20 protein-coding genes and 1 tRNA gene are annotated in these 22,558 nt (G+C 67.8%); 9 read left to right on the top strand and 12 right to left on the bottom strand.

The genetic code is table 11. The annotated features are described in order from the left end of the window. Positions 1 to 37: 37 nt before the first annotated feature. The 6 genes from E3T19_RS11000 to E3T19_RS10975 are packed head-to-tail and all read right to left on the bottom strand — an operon-like array spanning position 38 to position 7,179. Positions 38 to 1,777 carry a protein kinase gene (locus E3T19_RS11000; RefSeq protein ID WP_134408806.1) on the bottom strand — a complete coding sequence of 580 codons (1,740 nt, stop codon included), beginning with the start codon at positions 1,775 to 1,777 and terminating at the stop codon, positions 38 to 40. Beyond that, complete coding sequence (locus E3T19_RS10995; protein ID WP_088454795.1) at positions 1,774 to 3,225, bottom strand: penicillin-binding protein 2; 1,452 nt, start codon at positions 3,223 to 3,225, stop codon at positions 1,774 to 1,776. The genes E3T19_RS11000 and E3T19_RS10995 overlap by 4 nt, the downstream gene beginning before the upstream one ends. Continuing rightward, positions 3,226 to 4,626: an FtsW/RodA/SpoVE family cell cycle protein gene (locus E3T19_RS10990; protein WP_088454796.1), complete on the bottom strand. Its 1,401-nt coding sequence runs from the start codon at positions 4,624 to 4,626 to the stop codon at positions 3,226 to 3,228. Further along, positions 4,610 to 5,839, bottom strand: coding sequence for a PP2C family serine/threonine-protein phosphatase (locus tag E3T19_RS10985; RefSeq protein ID WP_088454797.1), 1,230 nt, complete (start codon positions 5,837 to 5,839; stop codon positions 4,610 to 4,612). Before E3T19_RS10985 ends, E3T19_RS10990 begins: the two co-directional genes overlap by 17 nt. Positions 5,840 to 5,842: 3 nt before the next feature. Next, the gene (locus E3T19_RS10980) at positions 5,843 to 6,436 is read right to left on the bottom strand and encodes an FHA domain-containing protein (protein ID WP_088454798.1); all 594 of its coding nucleotides are present in this window, start codon (positions 6,434 to 6,436) and stop codon (positions 5,843 to 5,845) included. After that, positions 6,433 to 7,179: a DUF3662 and FHA domain-containing protein gene (locus E3T19_RS10975; protein WP_088454799.1), complete on the bottom strand. Its 747-nt coding sequence runs from the start codon at positions 7,177 to 7,179 to the stop codon at positions 6,433 to 6,435. The genes E3T19_RS10980 and E3T19_RS10975 overlap by 4 nt, the downstream gene beginning before the upstream one ends. Before the next feature lie 216 nt (positions 7,180 to 7,395). Between E3T19_RS10975 and E3T19_RS10970 the strand changes: the two genes are divergently transcribed. Further along, a tRNA-Leu gene (locus tag E3T19_RS10970) sits at positions 7,396 to 7,479 on the top strand. A 268-nt stretch (positions 7,480 to 7,747) separates the two neighbouring features. Next, complete coding sequence (locus tag E3T19_RS10965) at positions 7,748 to 8,683, top strand: aldo/keto reductase family oxidoreductase (RefSeq protein ID WP_088454800.1); 936 nt, start codon at positions 7,748 to 7,750, stop codon at positions 8,681 to 8,683. Between the two features lie 6 nt (positions 8,684 to 8,689). On the opposite strand, the gene E3T19_RS10960 is transcribed toward E3T19_RS10965, so the two are convergent. Beyond that, a complete protein-coding gene (locus tag E3T19_RS10960) occupies positions 8,690 to 9,508 on the bottom strand; it encodes a hypothetical protein (RefSeq protein WP_134408805.1) in 819 nt (272 codons plus the stop codon). A gap of 739 nt (positions 9,509 to 10,247) precedes the next feature. Continuing rightward, positions 10,248 to 11,660: a hypothetical protein gene (locus E3T19_RS10955; RefSeq protein ID WP_134408804.1), complete on the bottom strand. Its 1,413-nt coding sequence runs from the start codon at positions 11,658 to 11,660 to the stop codon at positions 10,248 to 10,250. A 161-nt stretch (positions 11,661 to 11,821) separates the two neighbouring features. Between E3T19_RS10955 and E3T19_RS10950 the strand changes: the two genes are divergently transcribed. From E3T19_RS10950 to E3T19_RS19000, 3 genes are read left to right on the top strand one after another with little or no spacing between them, the layout of a single operon-like run. Next, on the top strand, positions 11,822 to 12,274 hold the full coding sequence (locus E3T19_RS10950; protein ID WP_088457783.1) for an S-ribosylhomocysteine lyase: 453 nt from the start codon (positions 11,822 to 11,824) through the stop codon (positions 12,272 to 12,274). Further along, positions 12,271 to 13,029 (top strand): 5'-methylthioadenosine/S-adenosylhomocysteine nucleosidase, encoded by a 759-nt coding sequence (mtnN, locus tag E3T19_RS10945; RefSeq protein ID WP_134408803.1) that lies wholly within the window; start codon positions 12,271 to 12,273, stop codon positions 13,027 to 13,029. The genes E3T19_RS10950 and mtnN overlap by 4 nt, the downstream gene beginning before the upstream one ends. 40 nt (positions 13,030 to 13,069) lie before the next feature. After that, on the top strand, positions 13,070 to 13,231 hold the full coding sequence (locus tag E3T19_RS19000) for a hypothetical protein (RefSeq protein ID WP_166788854.1): 162 nt from the start codon (positions 13,070 to 13,072) through the stop codon (positions 13,229 to 13,231). Positions 13,232 to 13,241: 10 nt separating this feature from the next. Here E3T19_RS19000 and E3T19_RS10940 read toward each other — a convergent pair whose 3' ends face one another. The 3 genes from E3T19_RS10940 to E3T19_RS10930 form a co-directional block, all read right to left on the bottom strand. Then, on the bottom strand, positions 13,242 to 13,796 hold the full coding sequence (locus E3T19_RS10940; RefSeq protein WP_134408802.1) for a DUF4287 domain-containing protein: 555 nt from the start codon (positions 13,794 to 13,796) through the stop codon (positions 13,242 to 13,244). An 89-nt stretch (positions 13,797 to 13,885) separates the two neighbouring features. Next, positions 13,886 to 16,402: a glycoside hydrolase family 65 protein gene (locus tag E3T19_RS10935; RefSeq protein WP_134408801.1), complete on the bottom strand. Its 2,517-nt coding sequence runs from the start codon at positions 16,400 to 16,402 to the stop codon at positions 13,886 to 13,888. After that, positions 16,399 to 17,127: an HAD family phosphatase gene (locus tag E3T19_RS10930; RefSeq protein ID WP_134408800.1), complete on the bottom strand. Its 729-nt coding sequence runs from the start codon at positions 17,125 to 17,127 to the stop codon at positions 16,399 to 16,401. Before E3T19_RS10930 ends, E3T19_RS10935 begins: the two co-directional genes overlap by 4 nt. Positions 17,128 to 17,323: 196 nt before the next feature. Here E3T19_RS10930 and E3T19_RS19515 point away from each other — a divergent pair, with 196 nt between their 5' ends. Both E3T19_RS19515 and fmdA read left to right on the top strand, forming a co-directional pair. Beyond that, positions 17,324 to 17,830 carry a zinc ribbon domain-containing protein gene (locus E3T19_RS19515; protein WP_255416758.1) on the top strand — a complete coding sequence of 169 codons (507 nt, stop codon included), beginning with the start codon at positions 17,324 to 17,326 and terminating at the stop codon, positions 17,828 to 17,830. 37 nt (positions 17,831 to 17,867) lie between these two features. Further along, entirely contained in the window at positions 17,868 to 19,124 is a 1,257-nt protein-coding gene (fmdA, locus tag E3T19_RS10920) for a formamidase (RefSeq protein WP_134408799.1), read from the top strand. 22 nt (positions 19,125 to 19,146) lie between these two features. Here the strand turns inward: fmdA and E3T19_RS10915 are convergent, their stop codons facing one another. Beyond that, on the bottom strand, positions 19,147 to 20,637 hold the full coding sequence (locus E3T19_RS10915; protein WP_134408798.1) for an MDR family MFS transporter: 1,491 nt from the start codon (positions 20,635 to 20,637) through the stop codon (positions 19,147 to 19,149). Positions 20,638 to 20,798: 161 nt separating this feature from the next. Here E3T19_RS10915 and pnuC point away from each other — a divergent pair, with 161 nt between their 5' ends. Continuing rightward, entirely contained in the window at positions 20,799 to 21,446 is a 648-nt protein-coding gene (gene pnuC, locus E3T19_RS10910; RefSeq protein WP_088454810.1) for a nicotinamide riboside transporter PnuC, read from the top strand. A gap of 4 nt (positions 21,447 to 21,450) precedes the next feature. Further along, positions 21,451 to 22,554 carry an AAA family ATPase gene (locus tag E3T19_RS10905; RefSeq protein WP_241980174.1) on the top strand — a complete coding sequence of 368 codons (1,104 nt, stop codon included), beginning with the start codon at positions 21,451 to 21,453 and terminating at the stop codon, positions 22,552 to 22,554. Positions 22,555 to 22,558 lie beyond the last annotated feature (4 nt).

Raw genomic sequence — 22,558 nt, 5'->3', positions numbered from 1 at the left:
GATCCGGTGGGCACCGGCGGGCGCCCACCGGGTGCACCTACCCTGCAGGCGTGGTGGGGGTCGGGACGGGCACAACCGGCGCCGTCACGGTGACCGTGCTGGCGCCCGAGTAGTCGGAGGCCGTCTCGCCGCAGAAGTACCGGAACTTCACGGTGAAGTTTCCGGTGCCCGCCGTGACGGTGGTCGTGGTCGTGTCCGGCCCGGTGCGAGCGGGGGAGGAGACCCCGTTGCCCTCGGCGAGCAGCTCGTAACCGGAGAGCTCCTGGCCGGCCGGGCAGGACTGCCCCGGCCAGGTGACCGTGACGGTACCGGCGGGAGCGACGGTGGACGGCGTGGCCGACGGCGTGCCTGAGGGCGCGTCGGGGAGCGCGGGAATGAAATCGGAATAGACCCGCACCTCGATCGGCGTGCCCTCGGCGACCCGACCCGTGGGGTTGATCCCGTAGACCCTGTCGACCTGGTCGGCGTCGGGGGCAGCCTTGTCCGCCACCACGTTGGCGCTGAGACCGAGCTCGCTGAGCCGGTCCCGTGCCTCAGAGCTGGTCATACCGAGGAACTCGTTCTGGTCGAGTTCCACCATGTTGGTGGTCGGCGTTGGTGTCGGCGTGGGCGTGGTCTTCGGCGGAGTCGGCGTCTGGGAGGTTACCGTGGGTTCCGGTTCCGGCGTGGCGGCGGGCTGCATGAACAGCGTGACCAGGGTACCGACGAGAACCAGACCGAGGATGGAGATGAGCGCCACCAGCGGCCAGGTCCAGGGACTGCGCTTCTTCTTTTTCTTGGGATCCGCTGCGGCTGCCGCGGCGGCCGCCTCAGCGCGGGTGCCCGGCTGTGTCACACCGGACGCTGACGGCATCAACTGGGTGGTCTGGTCGTTGCCGGCACCGGGCATCAGCATGGTGGCCGCTGTGGGCGTGAGGCCCGTCATGACGGCCGGTACGGATGCGGCAGCGGCCGCGACGTCACCGCGGCGGAGCGCGATGGCGGCACGAGCCAGGTGCGCCGCCGAGGCGGGGCGCTCGGCTGGGTTCTTGGCCAGGCAGGAGATCACCAGGTTACGGACCGGCTCCGAGACCGTTTCGGGCAGGGGCGGTGGTTGCTCGTTGATCTGAGCCATCGCGATCGCCACCTGGGACTCGCCCGTGAACGGGCGCCGGCCGGCGAGGCTTTCGTAGGCGACGATGCCCAGGGAGTAGATATCGGTGGTCGGCGAGGCCGAGCGTCCGCTCGCCTGTTCGGGCGAGAGGTACTGCACCGTTCCCATGACCTGGCCGGTCGCGGTGAGGGGAACCTGGTCGGCGATACGTGCGATGCCGAAGTCGGTGATCTTAACGCGGCCCTCTGGGGTGATCAGCAGGTTGCCCGGCTTGATATCGCGGTGCACGAGCCCGGCCGCGTGCGCGGCATGCAGGGCGGCGGCGGTCTGCGCGACGATGTCGAGGACCTTGTCGGCGGGCAGCGTGTGCTCGCGTTCGAGGATCGTGGAGAGCGCCTCACCGGGCACCAGCTCCATGACGAGGAAGGCGCTGCCGTCTTCTTCGCCGTAGTCGAAGACGTTGGCGATGCCCTCGTGGTTCACCAGGGCGGCGTGCCGGGCCTCAGCGCGGAAGCGCTCGAGGAATCCAGGGTCGCCAAGGTACTCGTCCTTGAGGATCTTGATGGCGACTGTGCGCCCGATCACCAGGTCGACGGACTGCCAAACCTCGCCCATACCGCCGATGGCGATGCGGGATTGCAGCTCGTATCGTCCCCCGAAGGTGAGCCCTGCTGTGGGTCTCATTTATTCAGCACCGCCTCTAGTACCTGTTTCGCTATCGGTGCGGCAAGCAAGTTGCCGTACCCCGTCTGACCGAGTCCCCCGCCATCTTCGATGAGAACGGTGATCGCGTATTGCGGGTCTGCCGCGGGGGCGAATCCGGTGAACCACAGTGTGTATGGGTCATCGGCGCCGTTCTCCGCAGTCCCCGTTTTTCCCGCCACGTCGACTCCGTCTATTCTTGCATTGCTCGCGGCCCCGTCCTGGACCCCGTTGACCATCATCTGGGTCATGGTCGCCGCGGTTTCGGCGCTGAGCACCCGGTCGGCGGCGACGGGTTCGAAGGCCTGCAACGGGCTGAGGTCCGGTGCCAGAATTTCATCGACCAGGTTGGGCTGCATTTCGATACCTCCATTGGCGATCGTCGCTGAGACCAGCGCCATCTGCAGTGGTGTGGCGCGCACGCTGGTCTGGCCGAAAGCCGACAGGGCAGTCTGCGCGTCGTCGGGGTCTTCGGGATACTCACTGGCGGTGACCGACAGGGGGATGGTGAATTCGGAGTTGAAACCGAACTTCTCTGCCATGGCGCGGATGGCGTCATCGCCGAGCGCCAGGCCGAGCTCGGCCATGGGGATGTTGCAGGACAGTTTGAGCGCCGTGGCGATGGTGACGGTGTCGCCCGAACCGCAGGTGCCGCCGCCGGAGTTGATCACGACGGAGCTGGAATTGGGCAGCGTCCAGGTCGCCGGGTTCGGGAACGTGCTCTCCGGGGTGTACTGACCCGATTCCAGGGCCGCGGCCACCACCACGAGCTTGAACACCGAACCGGGCGGGTTGAGCGAATTGATGGCCCGGTTGATCAGCGGGTTGCCCGGAGCGTTGACGAGGGCGTCGTAGGTGTCGTTGACCGCGGCACTGTCGTGCACGGCGAGGGTGTTGGGGTCGTAGCTCGGCTTGGACACCATCGCGAGCACCCGGCCGGTTTTGGGCTCGGTGACGACGACGGAGCCGGTGTTGTCGCCCAGCGCATCCCAGGCGGCCTGCTGCGCGACCGGGTCGATGCTGGTCTCGACCGAGGCGCCCGTGGGGTCCTGGCCGGTGACCAGGCTGGAGACCTGGTCGAAGAACTGCGCATTCGAGGTGCCGCTGAGCTCCCCGTTGAGGGCCTGCTCCAGCCCGGTGGGCGCACCGTTGACCGGGATGAAGCCGGTGATCGGGGCGTAGAGCAAGCCGTTGCTGTAGGTGCGCTGGAACTTGTAGTTGTCATCGACCGGCATCGACTGGGCGATCGGCTCGCCGCCGGCGAGGATCGCGCCGCGCTCGACGGAGTAGCTGTCGAGAAGGGTGCGGGTGTTCCGGTCATCCGCCGCGAGGTTATCGGCCTGGAAGACCTGCACGACGGAGGTTGATCCGAGCAGGGCGGCGAACATGAGCATCACGACGATGCTCACGCGCTTGAGTTCACGATTCATCTAGACCACCAGCCGAGGTTGGTTGCGCACAGTGTCGGACAATCGCAGCAGCAGGGCCACGATGATCCAGTTGGCGACGAGGGAGGAGCCACCGGCGGCCAGGAACGGGGTGGTGAGGCCGGTGAGCGGGATGACACGGGTGACACCGCCGATGACGATGAAGCACTGCAGGGCGATGACGAAGGAGAGTCCGACGCCAAGAAGCTTGCCGAAGTCGTCTTGACCGGCGAAGCCGATACGGAAGCCGCGGGCGACCAGGAGCAGGTACAGGGCCAGGATCGCGAAGACGCCGGCCAGGCCGAGTTCTTCGCCGAGGCTGGCGATGATGTAGTCGCTCTGGGGGACCGGGGTGAGTTCCGGACGGCCCTGGCCGAGGCCGGTGCCGATCAACCCGCCCTTGGCGAGGCCGAAGAGACCCTGAACGAGCTGGTAACTGCCGCCGGCTGCGTCGTAGACGGCCGGGTTGAGCGCATCCAGCCAGTTGGTGAACCGGCCGTTGACGTACTCGAGGGTCTGGCTGGCGATGAGGGCCCCACCGAGGAACAGGCCCATGCCCAGCAGCACCCAGCTGAGCCGGCCGGTGGCGAGGTAAAGCATCACCAGGAACAGTCCGAAGTACAACAGGGCTGTGCCCAGGTCGCGCTGGAAGATGATGACCGACATGGACAGGGCCCAGACGACCAGGATCGGGCCGAGGTCGCGCAGACGCGGGAAACGCATTCCCAGGAACTTCTTGCCGACCATGGAGAGGCTGTCGCGGTTGCGCACGAGGTAGCCGGCGAAGAACACGGCCAGGGCGATCTTGGCGATCTCGCCGGGCTGGAAGGTGGCGAACGAGCCGAAGCCGATCCAGACCCTGGCACCGCTGACCTCGCGGCCGAGACCGGGAACCAGCGGCAGCAGCAACAACAGAACGCCGACAAAGCCGGCGACGTAGGTGTACCTGAACAGCACGCGGTGGTTGCGGATGATGAGGAGCACGGCGATGGCGAGGGCGATGGCCAACCCGCTCCACACGGTCTGCCGCACGGCGGCGCTGGCCCAGCCGGCCTCCTCGTTGGCGATATCGATGCGGTAGATCATCGCGATGCCGATGCCGTTGAGCAGGGTGGCGATGGGCAGGATGAACGGGTCGGCTTCCCGTGCGACAAAACGCAGCACGATGTGCATCGCGAACACCAGGCCGGACAAGCTCGCGCCCAGGAGCACCAGGGTGGTGTCGATCTGGCCGAGTGCGCCCAGCTGCACGAGCACGACGGCGCCCAGGTTGATGCCGCAGGCGAGGATCAGCAGAAACAGCTCGAGATTGCGCAGCTTCTGAGGCAGGTGCAACCGGCGGATTTTGCCGGTCTGCGGGGCCGCCTCGCGGGCATCCGAGGTCGTTTTACTCTGCCGGGGCATTGCTCAACCGTTCCACGATGAGTTTGGCGTCTTCCAGGGATGACGCGTTGATGGTGCGCTCCACCAGCTGGCGGTCGTAGACGCGCAGCTGGTTCAGCTCCAGGTTGGTGTCTTCGTAGACGCTGGAGAGTTTAAGCGGGCCCAGATCCTGCTGGATGCCCTGGTAGATCGCGACGGTGCTGCCTTCGACGCCGACGAAGTACCGGCTCTGCGTCCACTGGTAACCCAGCAACGCGGCACCGACGATGGTCACGATCAGCAGCACGATGGCGGCCAGCCAGGTGACCTTGCGGCGTGTGGCGCGTCGCGCGTCTTCCTCGATGAGTTCGGACAGGTAGTCCTGGGAGTCGGGTTCGAAGTGGGTTTCCCGCACGGGGTGCAGTCGCAGCGAAGGGATGCGGGGTGCGCGGGTGCGCACCGGCTCCTCACCGAACGCCAGCGGCGCCGCGGCGGAGCCGACCACGATCGGCTCACCCAGTCGTTCTCCGCCGGAACCGATGTCGACGACGACGATGGTGACGTTGTCTGGCGCGCCGCCGTCCAGGCTCTCCTTGACCAGGCGGTCGGCAACGGCCTGCGCATCGAGCGAGGATCGGAGGGCGTTGCCGATGCCCGTGTTCGACACCACGCCGCTCAGCCCGTCGGAACAGATCAGCCAGCGGTCGCCCGCCCGGGTGGCCAGGATCGAGGTGTCGATCTCCGGAGAGGACTCGACGTCGCCGAGCACCCGCATCAGCACCGACCGGCGCGGATGCACCATGGCTTCGGCCTCGGTGATGCGACCGCTGTCGACGAGGCGCTGCACGAAGGTGTGGTCGGTGGTGATCTGCGACAGCTCACCGTCCCGGAACAGATAGATCCGGGAATCACCGATGTGCGCGATGGCGACCTGGTCATCGAGCACCACGAGGGCGCTGACGGTGGTGCCCATGCCGGTGAGTTCGGCGTGCTCGAAAACAGTCTCGGCCAACTGCGAGTTCGCGGCGATCAGCGCAGCCTGGAGCGCGAACTCGGCGTCCTGAGCCGACAGGTAGGCCGTGTCGGCCTCCATGATGCGCTTGGTGGCGATGGCCGACGCCACGTCACCACCGGCGTGTCCGCCCATGCCGTCGGCCACGACGAACAGGGTGTGTCCCGCGTACCCGGAGTCCTGGTTGTTGGACCGAATCTTGCCAACGTTGGACGCGGCTGCGCTGTGACTAACCGATGCCATGCACTACCGCCGAAGCTCGAAGCTCGTCGCGCCGATTTTCACGGTGGCGTTCAGCGGCACCGACGTTGGCACGGCAACACGTTTGCCGTCGAGGAAGGTGCCGTTGGTGGAATCCAGGTCCTGCACCATCCAGTCGTCATGCCACAGCATCAGCCGTGCGTGGTGGGTGGAGGTGTAGTCGTCCCGGATGACCAGACTCGAATCGCTGGACCGGCCGATGGTGACCGGCTCGGTGCCGAGCGGGAACTCGGTGCCGGCCTTGGGTCCGGAGGTGATGACCAGGCGGGTGGCGGTCTGCGCGGTGGCCTTCTCTGGCCCGGCTTGCGGAAGCGGAGCGGCCTGCTGGCGGGAGAACTGCTCGGTGGGAGCGGAGGCCGAGGCCGCCGGGGGCTGCGCGAACGCTCCGGCGGGTACCGGCGCGGGTGGCGGGGTGGCGAAGGGTACGGGTGCCGCTGCGGGCGCATCCGTGGACATCTTGCGCACTCGCTGGCCGAACAGGTCACTGCGGAGGGCGTAGACGATGCCGAAGATGAACAGCCAGAGCACCAGCAGGAACGCCAGGCGCAGAACAAGAAGGGTCAGTTCACTGGGATTCATGCGTTCGGCCCCCAGAAACCGCCCATATCGTGCCGTTGGGTGGACTCGTCGACCCGGCGGGCCTCGGTTCTGTCGGTGCCGGCCTGGGCGACGACCCTGAAGACGATGCTGGTGCGCCCGATGGTGATGACCGAGTCGGGCTCGAGGATGGCCTGTTTGACGGGGGAGCCGTTCAGCTGGGAGCCGTTGGTGGAGCCGAGGTCGCGTACCTGGGCGCGGGCGCCGTCCCAGATGATCTCGACGTGGCGGCGGGAGGTGCCGGTGTCGTCGATGGTGATGTCGGCGTCCGAGCCGCGGCCGATCACCGTGCGGGACTTGACGAGCTGATGACGGTGCCCGTTGATGTCAACGACCGGGGTCCAGGCCACGCTGCCGTTGACGGAGGTGGAATCGATCTGCACCATGCCCTCGCTGAGGCCGGGGTCGTTGGCGAACGTGATCGAGACGACGCCGGTGAACTGATAACCCTGCGAGGACGCGTGCTGCTGCACGAGCTGGACGAGTTCGTCGATGAGGGCGGGGCCCAGATCTCTCATGCGGCCGAAGTCGGCCTGGGCCAGGCGCACGGTGAAGCGATTGGGCGCCAGGATACGATCCCGCGACACGACCGCGGCTTTGGTGTCGAGCTCACGACGCAGCGCTGAGGTGATCTCCACCGGCTGCACGCCCGACTTGAAGGTCTTGGCGAAAGCGCCGTTTACGGCGCGCTCAAGACCTTTCTCAAAGTTATCCAGTATGCCCACAGGTCTCCCGATCCGGTCCGTTTGGCTATGAGCATGTTACTTGCCTCACGTGTTAACTCGCCCAATGGGCGGGTCAGGGCACGGGAAGTCATCCTACGGGGGTAGTGCGGTCAGACCACTAACGGGGGGCATTCCGCGGGTCTGGGGCAGGCTGAATGGGGGCGGAAGCCCTCGAATGGCGTTCAGGCCCTGCGGAATGCTAGGATTTCAAAGTTCGCGCGAGTGGCGGAATTGGCAGACGCGCTGGCTTCAGGTGCCAGTGTTCGAAAGGACGTGGGGGTTCAAGTCCCCCCTCGCGCACAGTGAAAAAGTGCACGATGGATGAATAATCTGCGCGAACAGGAAAGGCCCCCGGGAAACCGGGGGCCTTTCGTCATTCTCGGTGGTGCATACGGAACTGCACTCGCTGTCACGCTCTCACCGGATTCACCAGTTCTGGTTCTCAATGGCATCGGTGAGTGTTGTTGTACTTCTGCACCGCGCGTCCCTACGGTGGAATTACACCGCAGCGGCGCGAGAGGCTCGAACGTGCAGCACCCGCCGCCGGTGCATCACCGAGAGGACCACCGTGAAGCGTTTCACCATGCCCGGAACCGAGATCGTCGCCCCGAACGTTGTGCTGGGCCTGATGCGGATCGCGGAGAAGACCGACGACGAGGTGCGCGAACTGGTGCGCACCGCCCGTGACGCCGGCATCGACTTCCTCGACCACGCCGATGTGTACGGCACCGACCTGCACGGGTGCGAGCGCCGGTTCGCCGAGGCGATGCAGCTCACCCCGTCGCAGCGTGACGAGCTGACCATCCAGACCAAGACCGGGATCGTGGGGGATGGGCCGTACTTCGACTTCTCTTATGAACACATCATGGATTCGGTGGACGGTTCCCTGGCCGCGCTCAAAACGGACCACATCGACATCCTGCTGCTGCACCGCCCCGACGCGCTTGTCGAACCCGAAGAGGTCGCCAGGGCCTTCGACGAGCTGGACGCCGCCGGCAAGGTGCGCGCCTTCGGTGTCTCCAACCACACCCCGCGCCAGATCGACCTGCTCAAGAAGTACGTACGACAGCCGCTCGTTGCCAATCAGCTGCAGCTCTCGATCACCCACGCTCCGATCGTCGCGCAGGGCGTGGCGGCGAACATGGCCGGAGAGCAGCAGTCGCTCACCCTCGACGGCGGCGGAATCCTGGACTACTGCCGGCTGAACGACATCACGGTTCAGGCCTGGTCGCCGTTCCAGGCCGGCTTCTTCACCGGGGTCTTCCTCGGCTCAGCGGAGTACCCCGAGCTGAACGCGGTCATCGACCGTCTCGCCGCTGCCTACGACGTTCCCGCGATCGCCATCGCCACGGCCTGGATCACCCGCCACCCCGCACAGATGCAGGTGGTGCTCGGCACCACCAGCCCTGAGCGGGTGGCCGCGGCCGCGCTCGGCTCGGAGATCCCGCTCACCCGCTCAGAGTGGTACGAGCTGTTCCGCGCCGCGGGCTACCGGGTGCCGTAACCCTGGCTAGTCCTCGACGGTGAAGCCGAGGAGGGCGCCGGGGGAGGCGACGATCAGTCGCCCGGCTCCGGCGTCGACCCCGACCATCCGCACCGACCCGATCGAGAACGTGTCACTGAGCTCTCCGGTCGCTTCGCAGGCTTGGTGGTCGTCGCCGCCACCGAACGACGTGCTCTCGCCGGTTCCGGGGTACATCGCGATCAGCGGCTCGCGCTGGATGGAGCAGGCGTAGACGGCCTCCTCCGAGGCGTCGGAGTGCTCCCCGGTGATGAGGTTCACGATCGTCGATTCGCCGTCGATGAGCCTGACGCTATCGGCAGAGAATGAGGCGAAGGTCGATTCCTTCTCGTCGCCGGTGCCGTTGTAGTCGTCGCCGCCCAGCGGGAGGGTCCAGTCGATCTCCCCTGTTGCCACGTCGACCCCGACGAGATCGACGTCGAAGTCGGTGCGGGTGACGTCGAAGCCCGACCCGTCTGCTTTCTTGACGACCGATGTTGTACCGGAGTTGATGACGCAGAAGGTGCGCTTGCCGTCGGCCCGCGCCTCTTCACGCACGTAATAGTCACAGAACTCGGCTCCGTCGAGGCTCCAGACGCTCTCACCGGACTCTGGATCCAGCGCCACGACGCGCTGCTGCGTTGCGTCGTCGGTGTATTCGGTGGCGTCCGCACGGGACGCGTCGAACAGGCCCCCGGCGCCGATCAACAGGCCGGTGGTTTTCTCTTTGGTCCAGAACCAACCGCCGTCGGACGAGGTGCCCTCACCGAAGACATCCTGATAGGGGCGCTCCCAGAGAAACTCGCCGTCGGCGCTGCTGCCGAGCATCTCGGTGCCTTCCGGGGTCGGCTATTGGTGGAATAGACGCGGTTGCCGATCAGGCGGGCCGAGTCCGGCAGCACGACGTCGGTATCCGGGGTGATCTCGCCTCCGGCGGTGGTGAAGCGGTAACTCAGGCTGCCGGCGTCGTAGTCGGTCTGCTTCCAGCCCGTGAAACAGATATCGGTGCCGTCGGCGCAGGATGACGGTCGGCTGGTCGCCCAGACCCGGTTGTCGGTCAGCGGGACAGGCGTTCCCGTGCCGAGGTCCGCCAGCACCAGGTCCTGCCAGTCTTTGTCGTCGCCCGGGCGAAGGTAGGCGGCGTAGTGCTGGTCGCCGTCGCTGATGATGGTGGCCGACGCCTGCACGCCGACCGTTGCCGCCCCGGTCACTGCGCTGTCGGCCCAGAGCTGTTCACCGGTCGTGGCGTCCCAGGCCACGACCTGCAGGGAACCTGAGGACGCCTTCGCGTAGGCGAGAACCACGCCGTCTGCCGCGGCGGGATCGCCGACCAGGGACGCGTCGACGGACCAGTCCGGCGTGGCCACCTCGTCGAGCTCCCGAGCCGCGATATCGGCGGCGCTTTCCGGGATCAAGCTGGTCCCCGGTGTGCAGCCGGTGAGAGCCACCAGCAGCACCAGAGCCGCGATCGGCAGCGTGGACGTGGCTCTGAACATGGTTTCCCCCGAATCCCCCCTGGCGCGCTCGCCAAGACTGCAAGTATGGCGCATCCGCCCCGCTCGGGTGACTATCGAGAACGAACGCAGGGCGCGGTGGCGTTGATCGAGATGCCCGCGGCGGTGCCGCGGATCGACAGGGTCTCCAGGCTGCCGTCCGGCACGGAGTAGAAGTCTGTTCCCATGGCACGGTCGGATCGGCTGAAGCCGCTGATCTCCCAGGCCGTTGTGATCGCGTCGAAGGCCTCGTCGGCGCTGTCGGCGATCTCGAAGATCGGGATCACGACAGAGCCCGTCACCTGCTCGTCGGAGCCGCCGGTGCACGTCGTGGTGGTGACAGAGGCCGGCCCGCGGATGCCCGCTTCGTCGCCGGCGGCATCCAGCAGCGCCGTCACCAGGGCGAGGTCGCCGGCAATCCGGGTGGTGGCATCCGCCGGATCGACGACGGCCGGGGGAGTGGCGCCGGGCAGCCCGGCCAACCTGTCGTCGGGCTCGGCCGAGCCGAGCGGGAGCCCCAGATAGCCCGTCAAGGTCTCTGGTGAGTCGGTGGCGGTGGCTGGTGCCAGGGATACGTCGAAAGATGCCAGAGGCAGGCCGTCGACCTGGGTCTGGGAGTCGTCGAGCTCGGTCAGCAGGCCGGCCACGTCCTCGACGTCTCCGAGAGCCGCGACCCGCACCCTCAGGTTCGGACGCCACGCTGCGGAGTCCTTGCGGTTGTCGACACCGTCGAAGTACACGGAAGTGACCGCCAAGTCTGTGCTGAGCTCGGCGAGAAACCGTACCAGGCCGGTTCCGGGCGAAGTGGGGTCGATTGTCAGGGAGGAGCCCTCGCTCGAGCCGTCCGCCGGCGAGGTGAGAGTGATCGCCGGCAGGGCTCCGCTGCCGAAACCGGGCAGTGCCCGGACTGTTGTTGTCAGGTCGGCCCAGACCGAGGCGGACTCGACCTCGATGCCGACAGGCTCACCGTGCTGGAACACCGACACCGACAGGGTTCCAGGCAGGTCGCGCAGGGCGACGGCCGCGTCGGCCATCTGCTCAGGATCGAGGCTGGTGATGACGCCGATGCCGGGCGGCGAGAAGCTCAGCGACACGTCGGCGCCGCCCTTCTCGCCAGGGATCCGCACGACGGAACTCATCGAGACCGTGCCGTTCTGGGCAGCCGAGTCGACCGACACCGCCAGAGCCGGCACGTCCACGTTCGAGTCGTCGGCCTGCACCGTGAAGTGGGCGTCCCACAGGTCCGGTGCGGTGGGCGACTTGTCGGACTGGGCGAAGCCGTCGCTGACCCGGATGTCCGCGGTCACACTGGCCACCCCGGGGGTGGCCCGGATCTCGGTCAGGGCCTCGTCGACCACCGTAGTGACCTTTGTCGGTGGCCCGTCGGCGGGCCCTGCCCAGGCCGCGCACCCCGTCAGCGTAAGCGCCAGCGCCAGCGCCCCGACCCCCGCGCCGGCCGTCATCCGTAAGAACCCCCGTGCTGTCATCGAGCCAGTATCCCGCACCGACCTGGACGGTGTGCCACGCGGAGCCAGGCGCCCGGCTGAACACTCACGGCCGACTCAAGGCCTGCCTGTTACTGTCGGTTGGTCACCTCGAACCGAGCTGACACCACAGTCGTCAGGGAGATCCCGTGAATCAGCCGCGCATGAACGTCGAGTCGTTCAACCTCGACCACCGCACCGTCGTTGCGCCGTACGTGCGCCTGGCCGACACCAAGGTGCTGCCGCTGGGCGATGTCATCGTGAAATATGACGTGCGCTTCACTCAGCCCAACGTCGCCCACCTGGAGATGCCGGCGGTGCACTCGATCGAGCACCTCTTCGCCGAGCACTCCCGCAACCACTCGGACCGGGTCATCGACTTCTCGCCGATGGGCTGCCAGACCGGTTTTTACCTAATCCTGCAGGGACGACCGGAGTTCACCGAGGTGCTCGAGCTGATCGAGGCCACCATGACCGACATCCTCGGCGCCTCCGAGGTGCCGGCGGCCAACGAGGTGCAGTGCGGCTGGGGCGCGAACCACTCGCTGAGCGCCGCCCAGGAGGCCGTGACGGTGTTCTTGGCCGGCCGCGACGGCTGGGCCAACGTCACCGCATGAGCAGCGTAGACACCCTCGGCGCGAGCACCCTCATCCCTGACAGCCCCGACGCGATCGTCCTGGTCGCCATGGCGGAGGAGGCCGCGCCGTTCCTGGCGGCGGCCACCGTCGCCGCCGAACCGGTCACCGTGGGCAAGGCCCTGCAGTACCGGCTGACGCTGGCCGGGCGCGATGTGCTGCTCGTGCAGGGCGGTATCGGGCTGGTCAATGCGGCCGGTGCAACGACATCCGCGATTCTCGCCGCCCGGGCGGGTGACCCTGTGGCCGCGCCGCTGGTGATCAGCGCCGGCTCGGCCGGCGGCGTGGGCGTAGAGGTGCGGGTCGGTGAGGTCGTGATCGGCAGCGACTGCCTGAACAGCGACGCGGATGCGCGCCCCTTCGGCTACGCCCTCGGCCAGGTGCCCGGCATGCCCGCCCGGTATGCCGGCGCGGCCGCTGCCCTCGACGCCGCCGAAACGCCCACCCGGATGCCCGACGGGTCGGCCCTGGTCGTGCAGCGCGGGCTGATGGTCTCCAACGACAAGTTCGTGGGCGCCGAGCTCGCCGAGACACTGCGCGAGCTGTTCCCGGGGGTGCTCTGCACCGACATGGAAACCGTGGGAATCGCGCAGACCTGCTTCGCCTACGGGGTGCCCTTTGTGGCCATCCGCGGCATCTCGGATCTGTGCGGACCCGTGGGCGATCACCTCACCCACGTTGACGATGCGGCCGAACGTTCGGCCGTGGTGGTGCTGGAAACCCTCCGCCGGCTCTAGAGCTCGTCCATCGCGGGCGGGGGAGACCGGACCGATCACGGTGCTGCTGGTCGTGCCGGCGTTGCGCGCATCCGCCGAGGAGGTGATGGCCAACCCCGCCGGTACCGCCAGGGTGGCCGGTTACCCGCGTATCGCCGCCGGATCCGGCATCGTCACCCTGTTGCTGGTCGGCGTGACCGTGCTGATGGTCTGGAAGCCGTAACCGGGGCGGGTCAGGCAGCCTCGTAGGCGCGCCGCAGCCAATCGAGCACCTCGGCGGTGAGATCGTCGGGCTCGGCCAGGCGCAGCCGGTGGGTGACCATGCTGTTCCAGCTGCCGGATGCCTCCAACGCGTCGGCGCCATCGACGCCGGGCAGCTTGAGGCCCAGGTCGAGCCGGCCGGCGGTGACCTGCACGATGGCGAACTTCTTCGTCCCCTTGAGCAGACTGATGTAGCTGTTCGTGGGAGCGAGGTTCACCTCGCCGCTCTCACGGGCGTGGCTGACCAGGTCGTCGTAGGTACCCCGCCAGTGCGCCTTGCCGCCGCCGAACTGGGCGTTGATCTTCTCGTCGACCGGCAGGCGCTGCCCGGAAACCTGCCCCAGGGCCGAGACGAGGGCCATCGCATGGCCGGTGCCGAGGCCATAGTCGTCCTTCAGCCAGGCCACGATGCGGGCGGTCTTCACGTCGGGCCCGAGCAGGCCCTTGGCGGCCGCGGCGGCACGGAAGCCGTCCGGGTCGAGGCCGGTTTTGGCCTTGATGGTGTCGAAATACGCCTGGATCGTCATGGAGGTCCTCGCTGCGAGCCGGATCAGTGACGTTAACGTAGCAGGGCCGCGCATCCGGGTGGATGCGCGGCCCTGCAATGGTGCGAACGCTAGTCGAGCGTGGGCATCTGCTCGGTGATGTGCGCGATCGTGGGGATCGACGAGGTGATCACGGTGCCGTCGGCGCGACGGGTGTCCTCGATGAGCGCCGCCGTGGGAGCGCCGGGGTCGCGGGCGCCCTGGTGCGACAACGGAACGGTCTCCGGCTGGCCGGCAGTCACGATGACCTGCAGGCCGCGCACGGTGAGCCGCGCCTCGGTGCCCTCCTCGATGCTGAGGTGCACGATGGTCTGCGTGACGGCCACGCGCAGGCGAGAGCCCTTCAGCGTGACCCTGAAGATCAGCTCATCCCAGTCCTCCGGCAGGCGCGGGTCGAGCGTGATGCGCCCGCTGTGGTCGCGCAGGCCACCGAACCCGTAGACCAGCGCGCTCCACACGCCACCGGCGGAGGCGACGTGCACGCCGTCCTGCGCGTTGTGGTGCAGGTCGGCGAGGTCCACGAACAGCCCGGAGGTGAAGTAGTTCAGCGCGAGCTCGTGGTAGCCCACCTCGGCGGCGATGATCGACTGCACGACATCCGACAGCGTGGAGTCGCCCGTGGTCAGCGGGTCGTAGTAGTCGAAGTCGGCCCGTTTCTCTTCCGGCGTGAACTGGTCGCCCTGCAACAAGAGCGCCAGCACCACGTCGGCCTGCTTGAGCACCTGGAAACGGTAGATCACCAACGGGTGGTAATGCAGCAGCAGCGGCCGGTTCTCCGGCGGCGTCGCGGTGAGGTCCCAGCGTTCCTTCTCGAGGAACTGGGCATCCTGCGGGTGGATGCCGAGGTTGCGGTCGAAGGGGATGTGCATCGCCTCGGCGGCGAAGGACCACTCCATCACCTCGGCCTCATCGAGCTTCAACCGTGCGGACATGGAGTCGAACGAGGCCCGGTCGACCGAGTACAGCCGGCGCACGCTCTTCACCGCGGCACGCAGGTTGGAGCGGGCCATGATGTTCGTGTACAGGTTGTCGTTGACGACGGTGGTGTACTCGTCCGGGCCGGTGACGCCGTGGATGTGGAAGACGTCGTTGCCGTTGCCGCGCCAGAAGCCCAGATCGGCCCACATCCTGGCGGTCTCCACCAGGATGTCGATGGCTTCGCGGGCGAGGAAGTCCTCGTCGCCGGTGGCCGCGACGTACTGGCTGAGCGCATAGGAGATGTCGGCGTCGATGTGGTACTGCGCCGTGCCGGCCGCGTAATACGCGCTGGATTCGAGCCCGTTGATGGTGCGCCACGGGAACAGGGCGCCGAGCTGGTTCAGCTCGGTGGCGCGGGCGCGGGCGTGGTCGAGCATGCCGTGCCTGAAGCGCAGGGCGTTCCTGGCCGCGTTCGGCGACGTGTAGGTGAGGAACGGCAGCACGTAGACCTCGGTGTCCCAGAAGTAGTGCCCGCCGTAACCGGACCCGGACACCCCCTTGGCCGAGACGCCCTGGCCGTCGGCGCGCATGGACGCCTGGGCGAGCTGGAAGAAGTTCCACCGGGTGGCCTGCTGCAGGGCCGGCTGGCCGGGCAGCTCGACATCCGTGCGGGCCCAGAATGCGTCGAGCCAGTCGCGCTGCTCCTGGATGATCGCGGCGACGCCGGCTTCCTTGGCACGGTCGAGGGTGCGGTCGCACCGGTCGGCGAGCTCGTGCGTGGGCACCCCGGCCGAGGTGTGGTAGCTGAGCAGCTTGGTGATGCGGATGGGGTTGCCCATCTTGGCCTTCACCTTGTACACGTGCTTGGCCAGGTCGTCGCCCAGCTGCGACGACTCGTCGAAGTCGTTGATCGTGTCGATCGAGTGGTCGGACGCCGTGGCGATGGTCATGCCGGAGTTGGTGCACCGGAAGCCCAGGATGTAGCGGCCGTTGTTGGCCCGCTTCAACCGCGGCTGCAGCACCCGGTCGGTGAACGTCTCGGCGCGGCGGGGATCCCAGTCGTTCGCCGAACCGGACTTGGGCCGGTCGTACTCGCCGATGCCGTCCTGCCGGTTGAGGGTCTGGCTGGAGATGACGACCGACGCGTCGGCATCGAGCATGGTGACCTCGTACTCGATCACAGCGAGGTGGCGTTCGGTGAACGACACCAGGCGGCGCGAGCGGATCAGCACCTGCTTGCCCGACGGGGTGCGCCAGACCAGCGACCGCGACAGGATGCCGTCGGCGAAGTCGAGCCGGCGCTCGTAGCTGAGCAGCTCGGCGAGGGTGAGAACCAGGGGCTCGTCATCGACGTAGATGCGGATGATCTTCGCATCCGGTGCGTTGACGATGGTCTGGCCGACCCTGGCGAAACCGAAGGCCTCTTCGGCGTGCCGGATGGGCCAGGTCTCGTGGAACCCGTTGATGAAGGTGCCGTGCACGTGGCCGTCGCGGCCCTCGTCGACGTTGCCGCGGAGCCCCAGGTAACCGTTGCCGACGGCGAACAGGGTCTCGGTGCGGCCCATGTCCTCGCCGGAGAAGTCGGTCTCCACCAGCGCCCACTCATCGAGCGGGAACCGGCTGCGGTCCAGTGGGTCGGAGAGGTTCTGGATGGTCGCGTCAAGAGTCATGCGCGCACTCCACTCGGGGTCAGGACGGTGCTGCCGATCAGCGGCAGGAGTTCGTCGAGGTCGGTGACGACGGTGTCGGCCCCTGCCTCGAAGAGCACGTGGGCGCCGACGCCGCGGTCGACACCGAGCACCAGGCCGAAGTCGCCGGCGCGGCCGGACTGGATGCCGGACTCGGCGTCTTCGACGACGACACACTGGGCGGCGGTGAGGCCGAGCAGCGCGGCGGCGAACGCATAGGTATCGGGGGCGGGCTTGCCGGCGAGCTTCTCGGCGCGGGCGCGCACACCGTCGACGACGATCTCGAACCTGTTACGCAGGCCCGCGGCGGTGAGCACCATCTCACCGTTGAGGGAGCTGGTGACCACGGCGACCTGGATGCCGGCCGCGACGACCGCGTCGAGGAACCGGAGCGAACCGGGGTACGGGCTCACGCCGTCCTCGGCGAGGGTCTCGTTGAATGCCTTGTTCTTGCGGTTGCCGAGACCGCAGACGGTCTCGAGCTCCGGCGCATCCGTGGGCTCGCCGTCGGGCAGGGACAGGCCGCGCGAGGCCAGCAGTGACCGCACGCCGTCGTACCGGGGCTTGCCGTCGATGAAGCCGAAATAGTCGGCGTCGGTGTACGGCTTGACGCCCTTCGACTCGAGGAACGGGGTGAACAGTCGCGACCAAGCGCTCATGTGCACCTCGGCGGTGGGGGTGAGCACACCGTCAAGGTCGAAGAGCACGCCGCGCGCGCCAAGTACCCGGTCTCGGGTCTCAGCTGGCGTAAGGGGGGAGTGGGGGGAAGTCAATATGGAGCCCTGCTTGGTAGATGCGTGAAGAAATGGCTAAACCGGGTAGTCGAGCTTGTCACTTGCACTGTGGATCACGAAATTCTTGGGGGGGGGGTGTCGTCGCGGGTCAGGGAGACGGAGCGCGTGCATGTCGATCCTAGGTCTCGGACCTGTCCAACGTGGTGCCGATGTGTTAACGTTCTGTTGCAAATCTCCCCTCGCCGACCGAATCAGCCGGTCCCGTGCCGTTGTTGACTTCGGGTGTCACCCCGAATATGTTCACACGACGGTCCAGAACCAGGTCAGGGAAGCGCACCAGCGATGCTGCGACACCGGGAGAAGACGACGATGCAGGGGACAACCCGTGCCGATATATGAGTTCAGGTGCGACGTCTGCGCCCGTTTCGAGCAGATGCACCCGATGGGTTCGGCCCCGGAGACCGTCGACTGTCCCACCTGCCGCGCGCCCGCGCGCCGGCTGATGAGTGCCCCCCACCTGTCTGCGGCGGGGTCCGCCGCGTTCGGCCTGATCGATTCGTCTGCGCGCAGTGCCTTCGAACCGGAGGTGGTCGAGTCCGCGCTCCCGGGACGACGGTCGGGCGCCGGTGCGCAATTCACCGCCAATCCGCTCCACAGGAAATTGCCGCGCCCGTAGTTCGCCTACGCGCGGCACCGAAAAAGAGGGGTTCCACATGCCAGAGCAACTGTTCCCGTTGGATTCGAGCAGGAAATTCGAAGACCAGGAGAAGGTGGGGCACAACCGGTGGCATCCGGAGGTCCCGCCGGTCGCAACCGTCAAGCCCGGCAGCTCCTTCAGGGTCGACTGCCGGGAGTGGTTTGACGGCGCGATCGTCAATGACGACTCGGCCGAAGACATCCTCAACGCTCCGCTGCTCACCGTGCACAAGCTCAGCGGACCGTTCGCGGTGGAGGGGGCGAAGCCGGGCGACCTCCTGATCGTGGACATCCTGGACGTTGGCCCCATCCCGCAGGAGGACTCCGGCCCCCTCGCCGGTCAGGGCTGGGGATACACCGGCATCTTTTCCCGGAACAACGGCGGTGGCTTCCTCACCGAGCAGTTCCCGGATGCCTACAAGGCCATCTGGGACTTCACCGGGCAGGTGGCCTCGTCGCGGCACATCCCGGGAGTCTCGTTCAGCGGACTGATCCATCCCGGCCTGATGGGCACGGCCCCCTCAGCGAAGCTGCTCGCCACCTGGAACAAGCGCGAGGGTGCCCTCATCGCCACGGACCCGCACCGGGTGCCGCCGCTGGCGTTGCCGCCGGAGGCGGAACATGCGGTGCTGGGCAGCCTGCCCGCGGCCGAGTTCGCGCGGGTGGCCGGTGAAGCGGCCCGCACGGCGCCGCCGAGGGAGAACGGCGGGAACCAGGACATCAAGAACCTGTCGAAGGGGAGCCGGATCTTCTACCCGGTGTTCGTCGACGGCGCGAACCTGTCCCTGGGCGACCTGCACTTCTCCCAGGGGGACGGCGAGATCACCTTTTGCGGTGCGATCGAGATGGGCGGCTTCATCGACCTGCGCGTCGATATCATCCGCGGCGGCATGGAGACCTACGGCGTGGGGGAGAACGCGATCTTCCTGCCGGGCACCGTCGACCCGCGGTTCAGCCAGTGGCTGGCCTTCTCCGGCACCTCGGTGACCCTGGACGGGGAGCAGAAGTACCTGGACTCGCACCTGTCGTACCAGCGGGCCTGCCTGCACGCCATCGACTACCTGACGAAGTTCGGCTACAGCCCGGAGCAGGCCTACCTGCTGCTCGGGGCCGTACCCATCGAAGGCCGCCTGTCGGGTGTGGTGGACATCCCCAACTCGTGTTCGACGGTGTATATCCCCACGGCCATCTTCGACTTCGACGTGCGGCCGTCGGCGGCCGGGCCGTTCCAGATCGAGCGGGGGATCGGAGCGCCCCGGGCTGCCAACCGGTGACCCGGGCTCGGCGCGCTTTTGGTCAGTGCGCCGTCATCGGCGCGTCGAGCGTGTCGGTGACCGACGGGGCCGGCCTGCGGATGAAGAACGCCAGCGGGATTGCGAAGAGCGAGATGATCGCCCCGTAGAGGAAGGCGCTCTGAGTGCCCGCCGCGGTTGCGGCGACCTCGCCGGCGCCGATGGCGAGCTGGGTTGCCGCGGTGGAGGACATCACCGTGACGAACAGGGCGGTGCCCGCGGCGCCGGCCAGCTGCTGGGCGGTGCCGACGACGGCGCTGCCGTGCGAGTACAGCGACGGCTTGAGGGAGGCGAGCGCCGACGTGAACAGCGGGGTGAACAGGAACGCCAGGCCGAAGCTCAGCGCCACGTGGGCCACCAGCACGTACCAGAACGGTGTCGTCGCGGTGAGCATGGTCAGGAACCAGAACGCGCCGCTGACGATGATCGACCCGGGCACGAGCAGCACGGTGGGGCCGAACCTGTCGTAGAACCGGCCGACGAACGGGGCGAGCAGGCCCATTGTGAGACCGCCGGGCAGCAGTAGCAGGCCGGTGGTCAGCGCATCCAGGCCCAGCACGGTCTGCATGTAGATCGGCAGCAGGATCAGGGTGCCGAACAGGGCCATCATGCTCACGGCGAGCATCACGATGGCGAAGCTGAACGTGCGCGAGACGAAGGTGCGCAGGTCGAGCAGGGCCCGGTCGGTGCGCTGCAGCGTGAGCTGGCGCCAGACGAACAGGGCGATCGCCAGCACGCCGATGGCCAGCGGCACCAGGCCGGCGGCGGCGTTGCCTGTGGCAGATTCGCCGAGGTTGCTCAGCCCGTAAACCAGGCCGCCGAAGCCGAAAGCCGAGAGGATCACCGAGACGACGTCGAGAGGCACCGCGGTGGGAGTGGTCACGTTCTTGATGCGTGCGGCGCCGAGGGCCAGGGAGCCGAGGGCGATCGGCAGCACGAGGATGAACATCCAGCGCCAGTCGAGCACGCTCAGGATGAGGCCGGAGATGGTGGGGCCGATCGCCGGGGCGACCGAGATCACGATGGAGATGTTGCCCATGGTCTTGCCGCGGGCGGCCGGTGCCACCAGGGTCATCACGGTGGTCATCAGCAGCGGCATCATGATGGCGGTGCCCATGGCCTGCACCACCCGGCCTACGATGAGCACCTCGAAGCCCGGTGCGATGGCAGCGATGAGGGTGCCCGTGCTGAACAGGGTCATCGCGGCGAGGAAGACCGGGCGAGTGTTGAACCGCTGCAGCAGGAAACCGGTGATCGGGATCACCACGGCCATGGTGAGCATGAACGCGGTCGTCAGCCACTGGGCGGCGCCGGCCGTGATGTTCAGGTCCTTCATCAGGTGCGGCAGCGCCACACCCATGATGGTCTCGTTGAGGATGACGACGAACGCGGACACCAGCAGCAGCGAGATGACGAGCTTGGTGCCGGCGGCATCCGGGGCATTGCCGGTCGGCGCGGCGGGCGCGGGGGCAGTGGTGACGGCGGAGTCGGTCATCGGGGTCCTAACGGAACGGGCTCAGGTGCGACCCCGGTTTGAGGTACCCATGGTTCAACCAGAATGCGCCGGTTATGTTCCCGAATCGGACAATTGCGTCCGGCGCACCGGCACCATTTGTCCGCACGGGCAACAGTTGCCGGTCTTTTAGACTGGGGAGCATGGGGGAATGGCTGATCGACAACTGGACCGAAGTTTTGGGATTCGGAACGGGGGCCGCGTGCGTGTGGTTGGCCGCGCGCCGCAACATCTGGACCTTCCCGCTCGGCATCGCGAACAACCTGGTCTTCATCGTGCTGTTCTTCGGCGCCGCGCTCTACGCCGACCTCGGCCTGCAGATCGTCTACCTGGTGCTCGGGGTGATGGGCTGGCTCGGCTGGTCCCGGCACCGGGCCGCCGACGACCGCGCGCTGATCGGCCGGATGCCCAGGCAAGCCATCCTGCCGCTGGTCGCCGCCGCGCTGGCCGGCACCGCGATCATCGCCTACGCCCTGCACTCCTACACCGACTCCACCACCGAGATCGCGGATGCCGCCACCACCTCGGTGAGCCTGGTCGCGCAGTACATGCTCAACCGGCGCTGGCTGGAGAACTGGTTCGTCTGGATCGCCGTCGACGTGGCCTATGTGGGCCTGTTCCTATATAAGGGGCTGAACATCACCGCCGCGCTCTACCTGCTCTTCATCGGCCTGTGCGTCTGGGGCCTTCGCGGCTGGATGCGGGCCCGCACAGATCAGACGGCGAGCGACTCCGGGGCGGCCGGCGCCTCGCCCCACCAACCGGTGCCAGCCGGCACGACGGGTGCCTGAGCCGGTGTCTGACCCGCTGCCGGCGGCTGACCCGGTGCCGGTGGCGGCGACCCGATTCGGGCACGGCCTGGTGCTCGGCAAGTTCTATCCTCTGCACGCCGGGCACTCGGCCCTGATCCGCGCGGCCCTCAGCCGCTGTGACAGGGTCACCGTGCAACTGTTCGGGGCCAGCGTGGAATCCATCCCGCTGAGCGTGCGCGAGGAATGGCTGCGCGAAGAGCACCCCACCGCGCACGTCGTGAGCGCCATCGACGACGCTCCGGTGGACTTCGACTCCGCCGACGCCTGGGACGAGCACATGGTGTTGATCCGGGCGCTGCTGGACTCCCCGGTCGACGCCGTGTTCTCCAGTGACCCCTACGGCGCCGAACTCGCCGCCCGCCTGGGCGCCGCGTGGGTGCAGGTCGACCCCGGCCGGCGGCACACCCCGGTCTCCGGCACCGCGATCCGAGCGGATGTGCCGGGTCACTGGTGGGCGCTGGCCCCCGCCGTGCGCGCCTGGCTGACCCCGCGCGTGGTGGTGCTCGGTGCCGAATCCACCGGCTCCACCACCCTCGCCGAAGCCCTCGCCGACCACTACGACACCGCGTGGGTGCCGGAGTACGGCCGCGAGCACAGCGAAACACGGGTGGGCGGCCTGGACACCCCGTGGCGTAGTGACGAGTTCGACGTCATCGTGGACCGTCAGATCGGCTGGGAGAACCAGGCCCTGCGCCGGGTGCCGCGGCCGCTGCTCATCTGCGACACCGACGTGCTGGCCACCACCCTCTGGCACGAGCGCTACGTGGGACCGACCCCGGCGGGGCTCGTGGCGCGCGCCGCCGCGCATCCGCCCGCGCTGTACCTGCTCACCGGGGACGAGATCCCGTTCGTGCAGGACGGCCTGCGCGACGGCGAGCACATCCGGCACGCCATGCAGCACCGGTTTCGCCAGACGCTGGCGGGGCAGGACGTGCCGTGGCTGGAGGTGACCGGGTCGGTGCCGGAGCGCCTGGCGCAGGCGGCCGTGGCCATCGACCGGATGCTCGCCGGAGTCTTCGACTTCGCGCTGCCCCTGGAACAGCAGGCCGCGCTCGAGGCCGCCGTCGCCGCCGGGCCCGCCCGATAGGCTG

The sequence above is a fragment of the Cryobacterium sp. TMT4-31 genome (assembly GCF_004403385.1).
Taxonomy (GTDB): domain Bacteria; phylum Actinomycetota; class Actinomycetes; order Actinomycetales; family Microbacteriaceae; genus Cryobacterium; species Cryobacterium zongtaii.
Note: the sequence above shows the minus strand (reverse complement) of the source record. Positions and strands in the feature narration are given on the sequence as shown.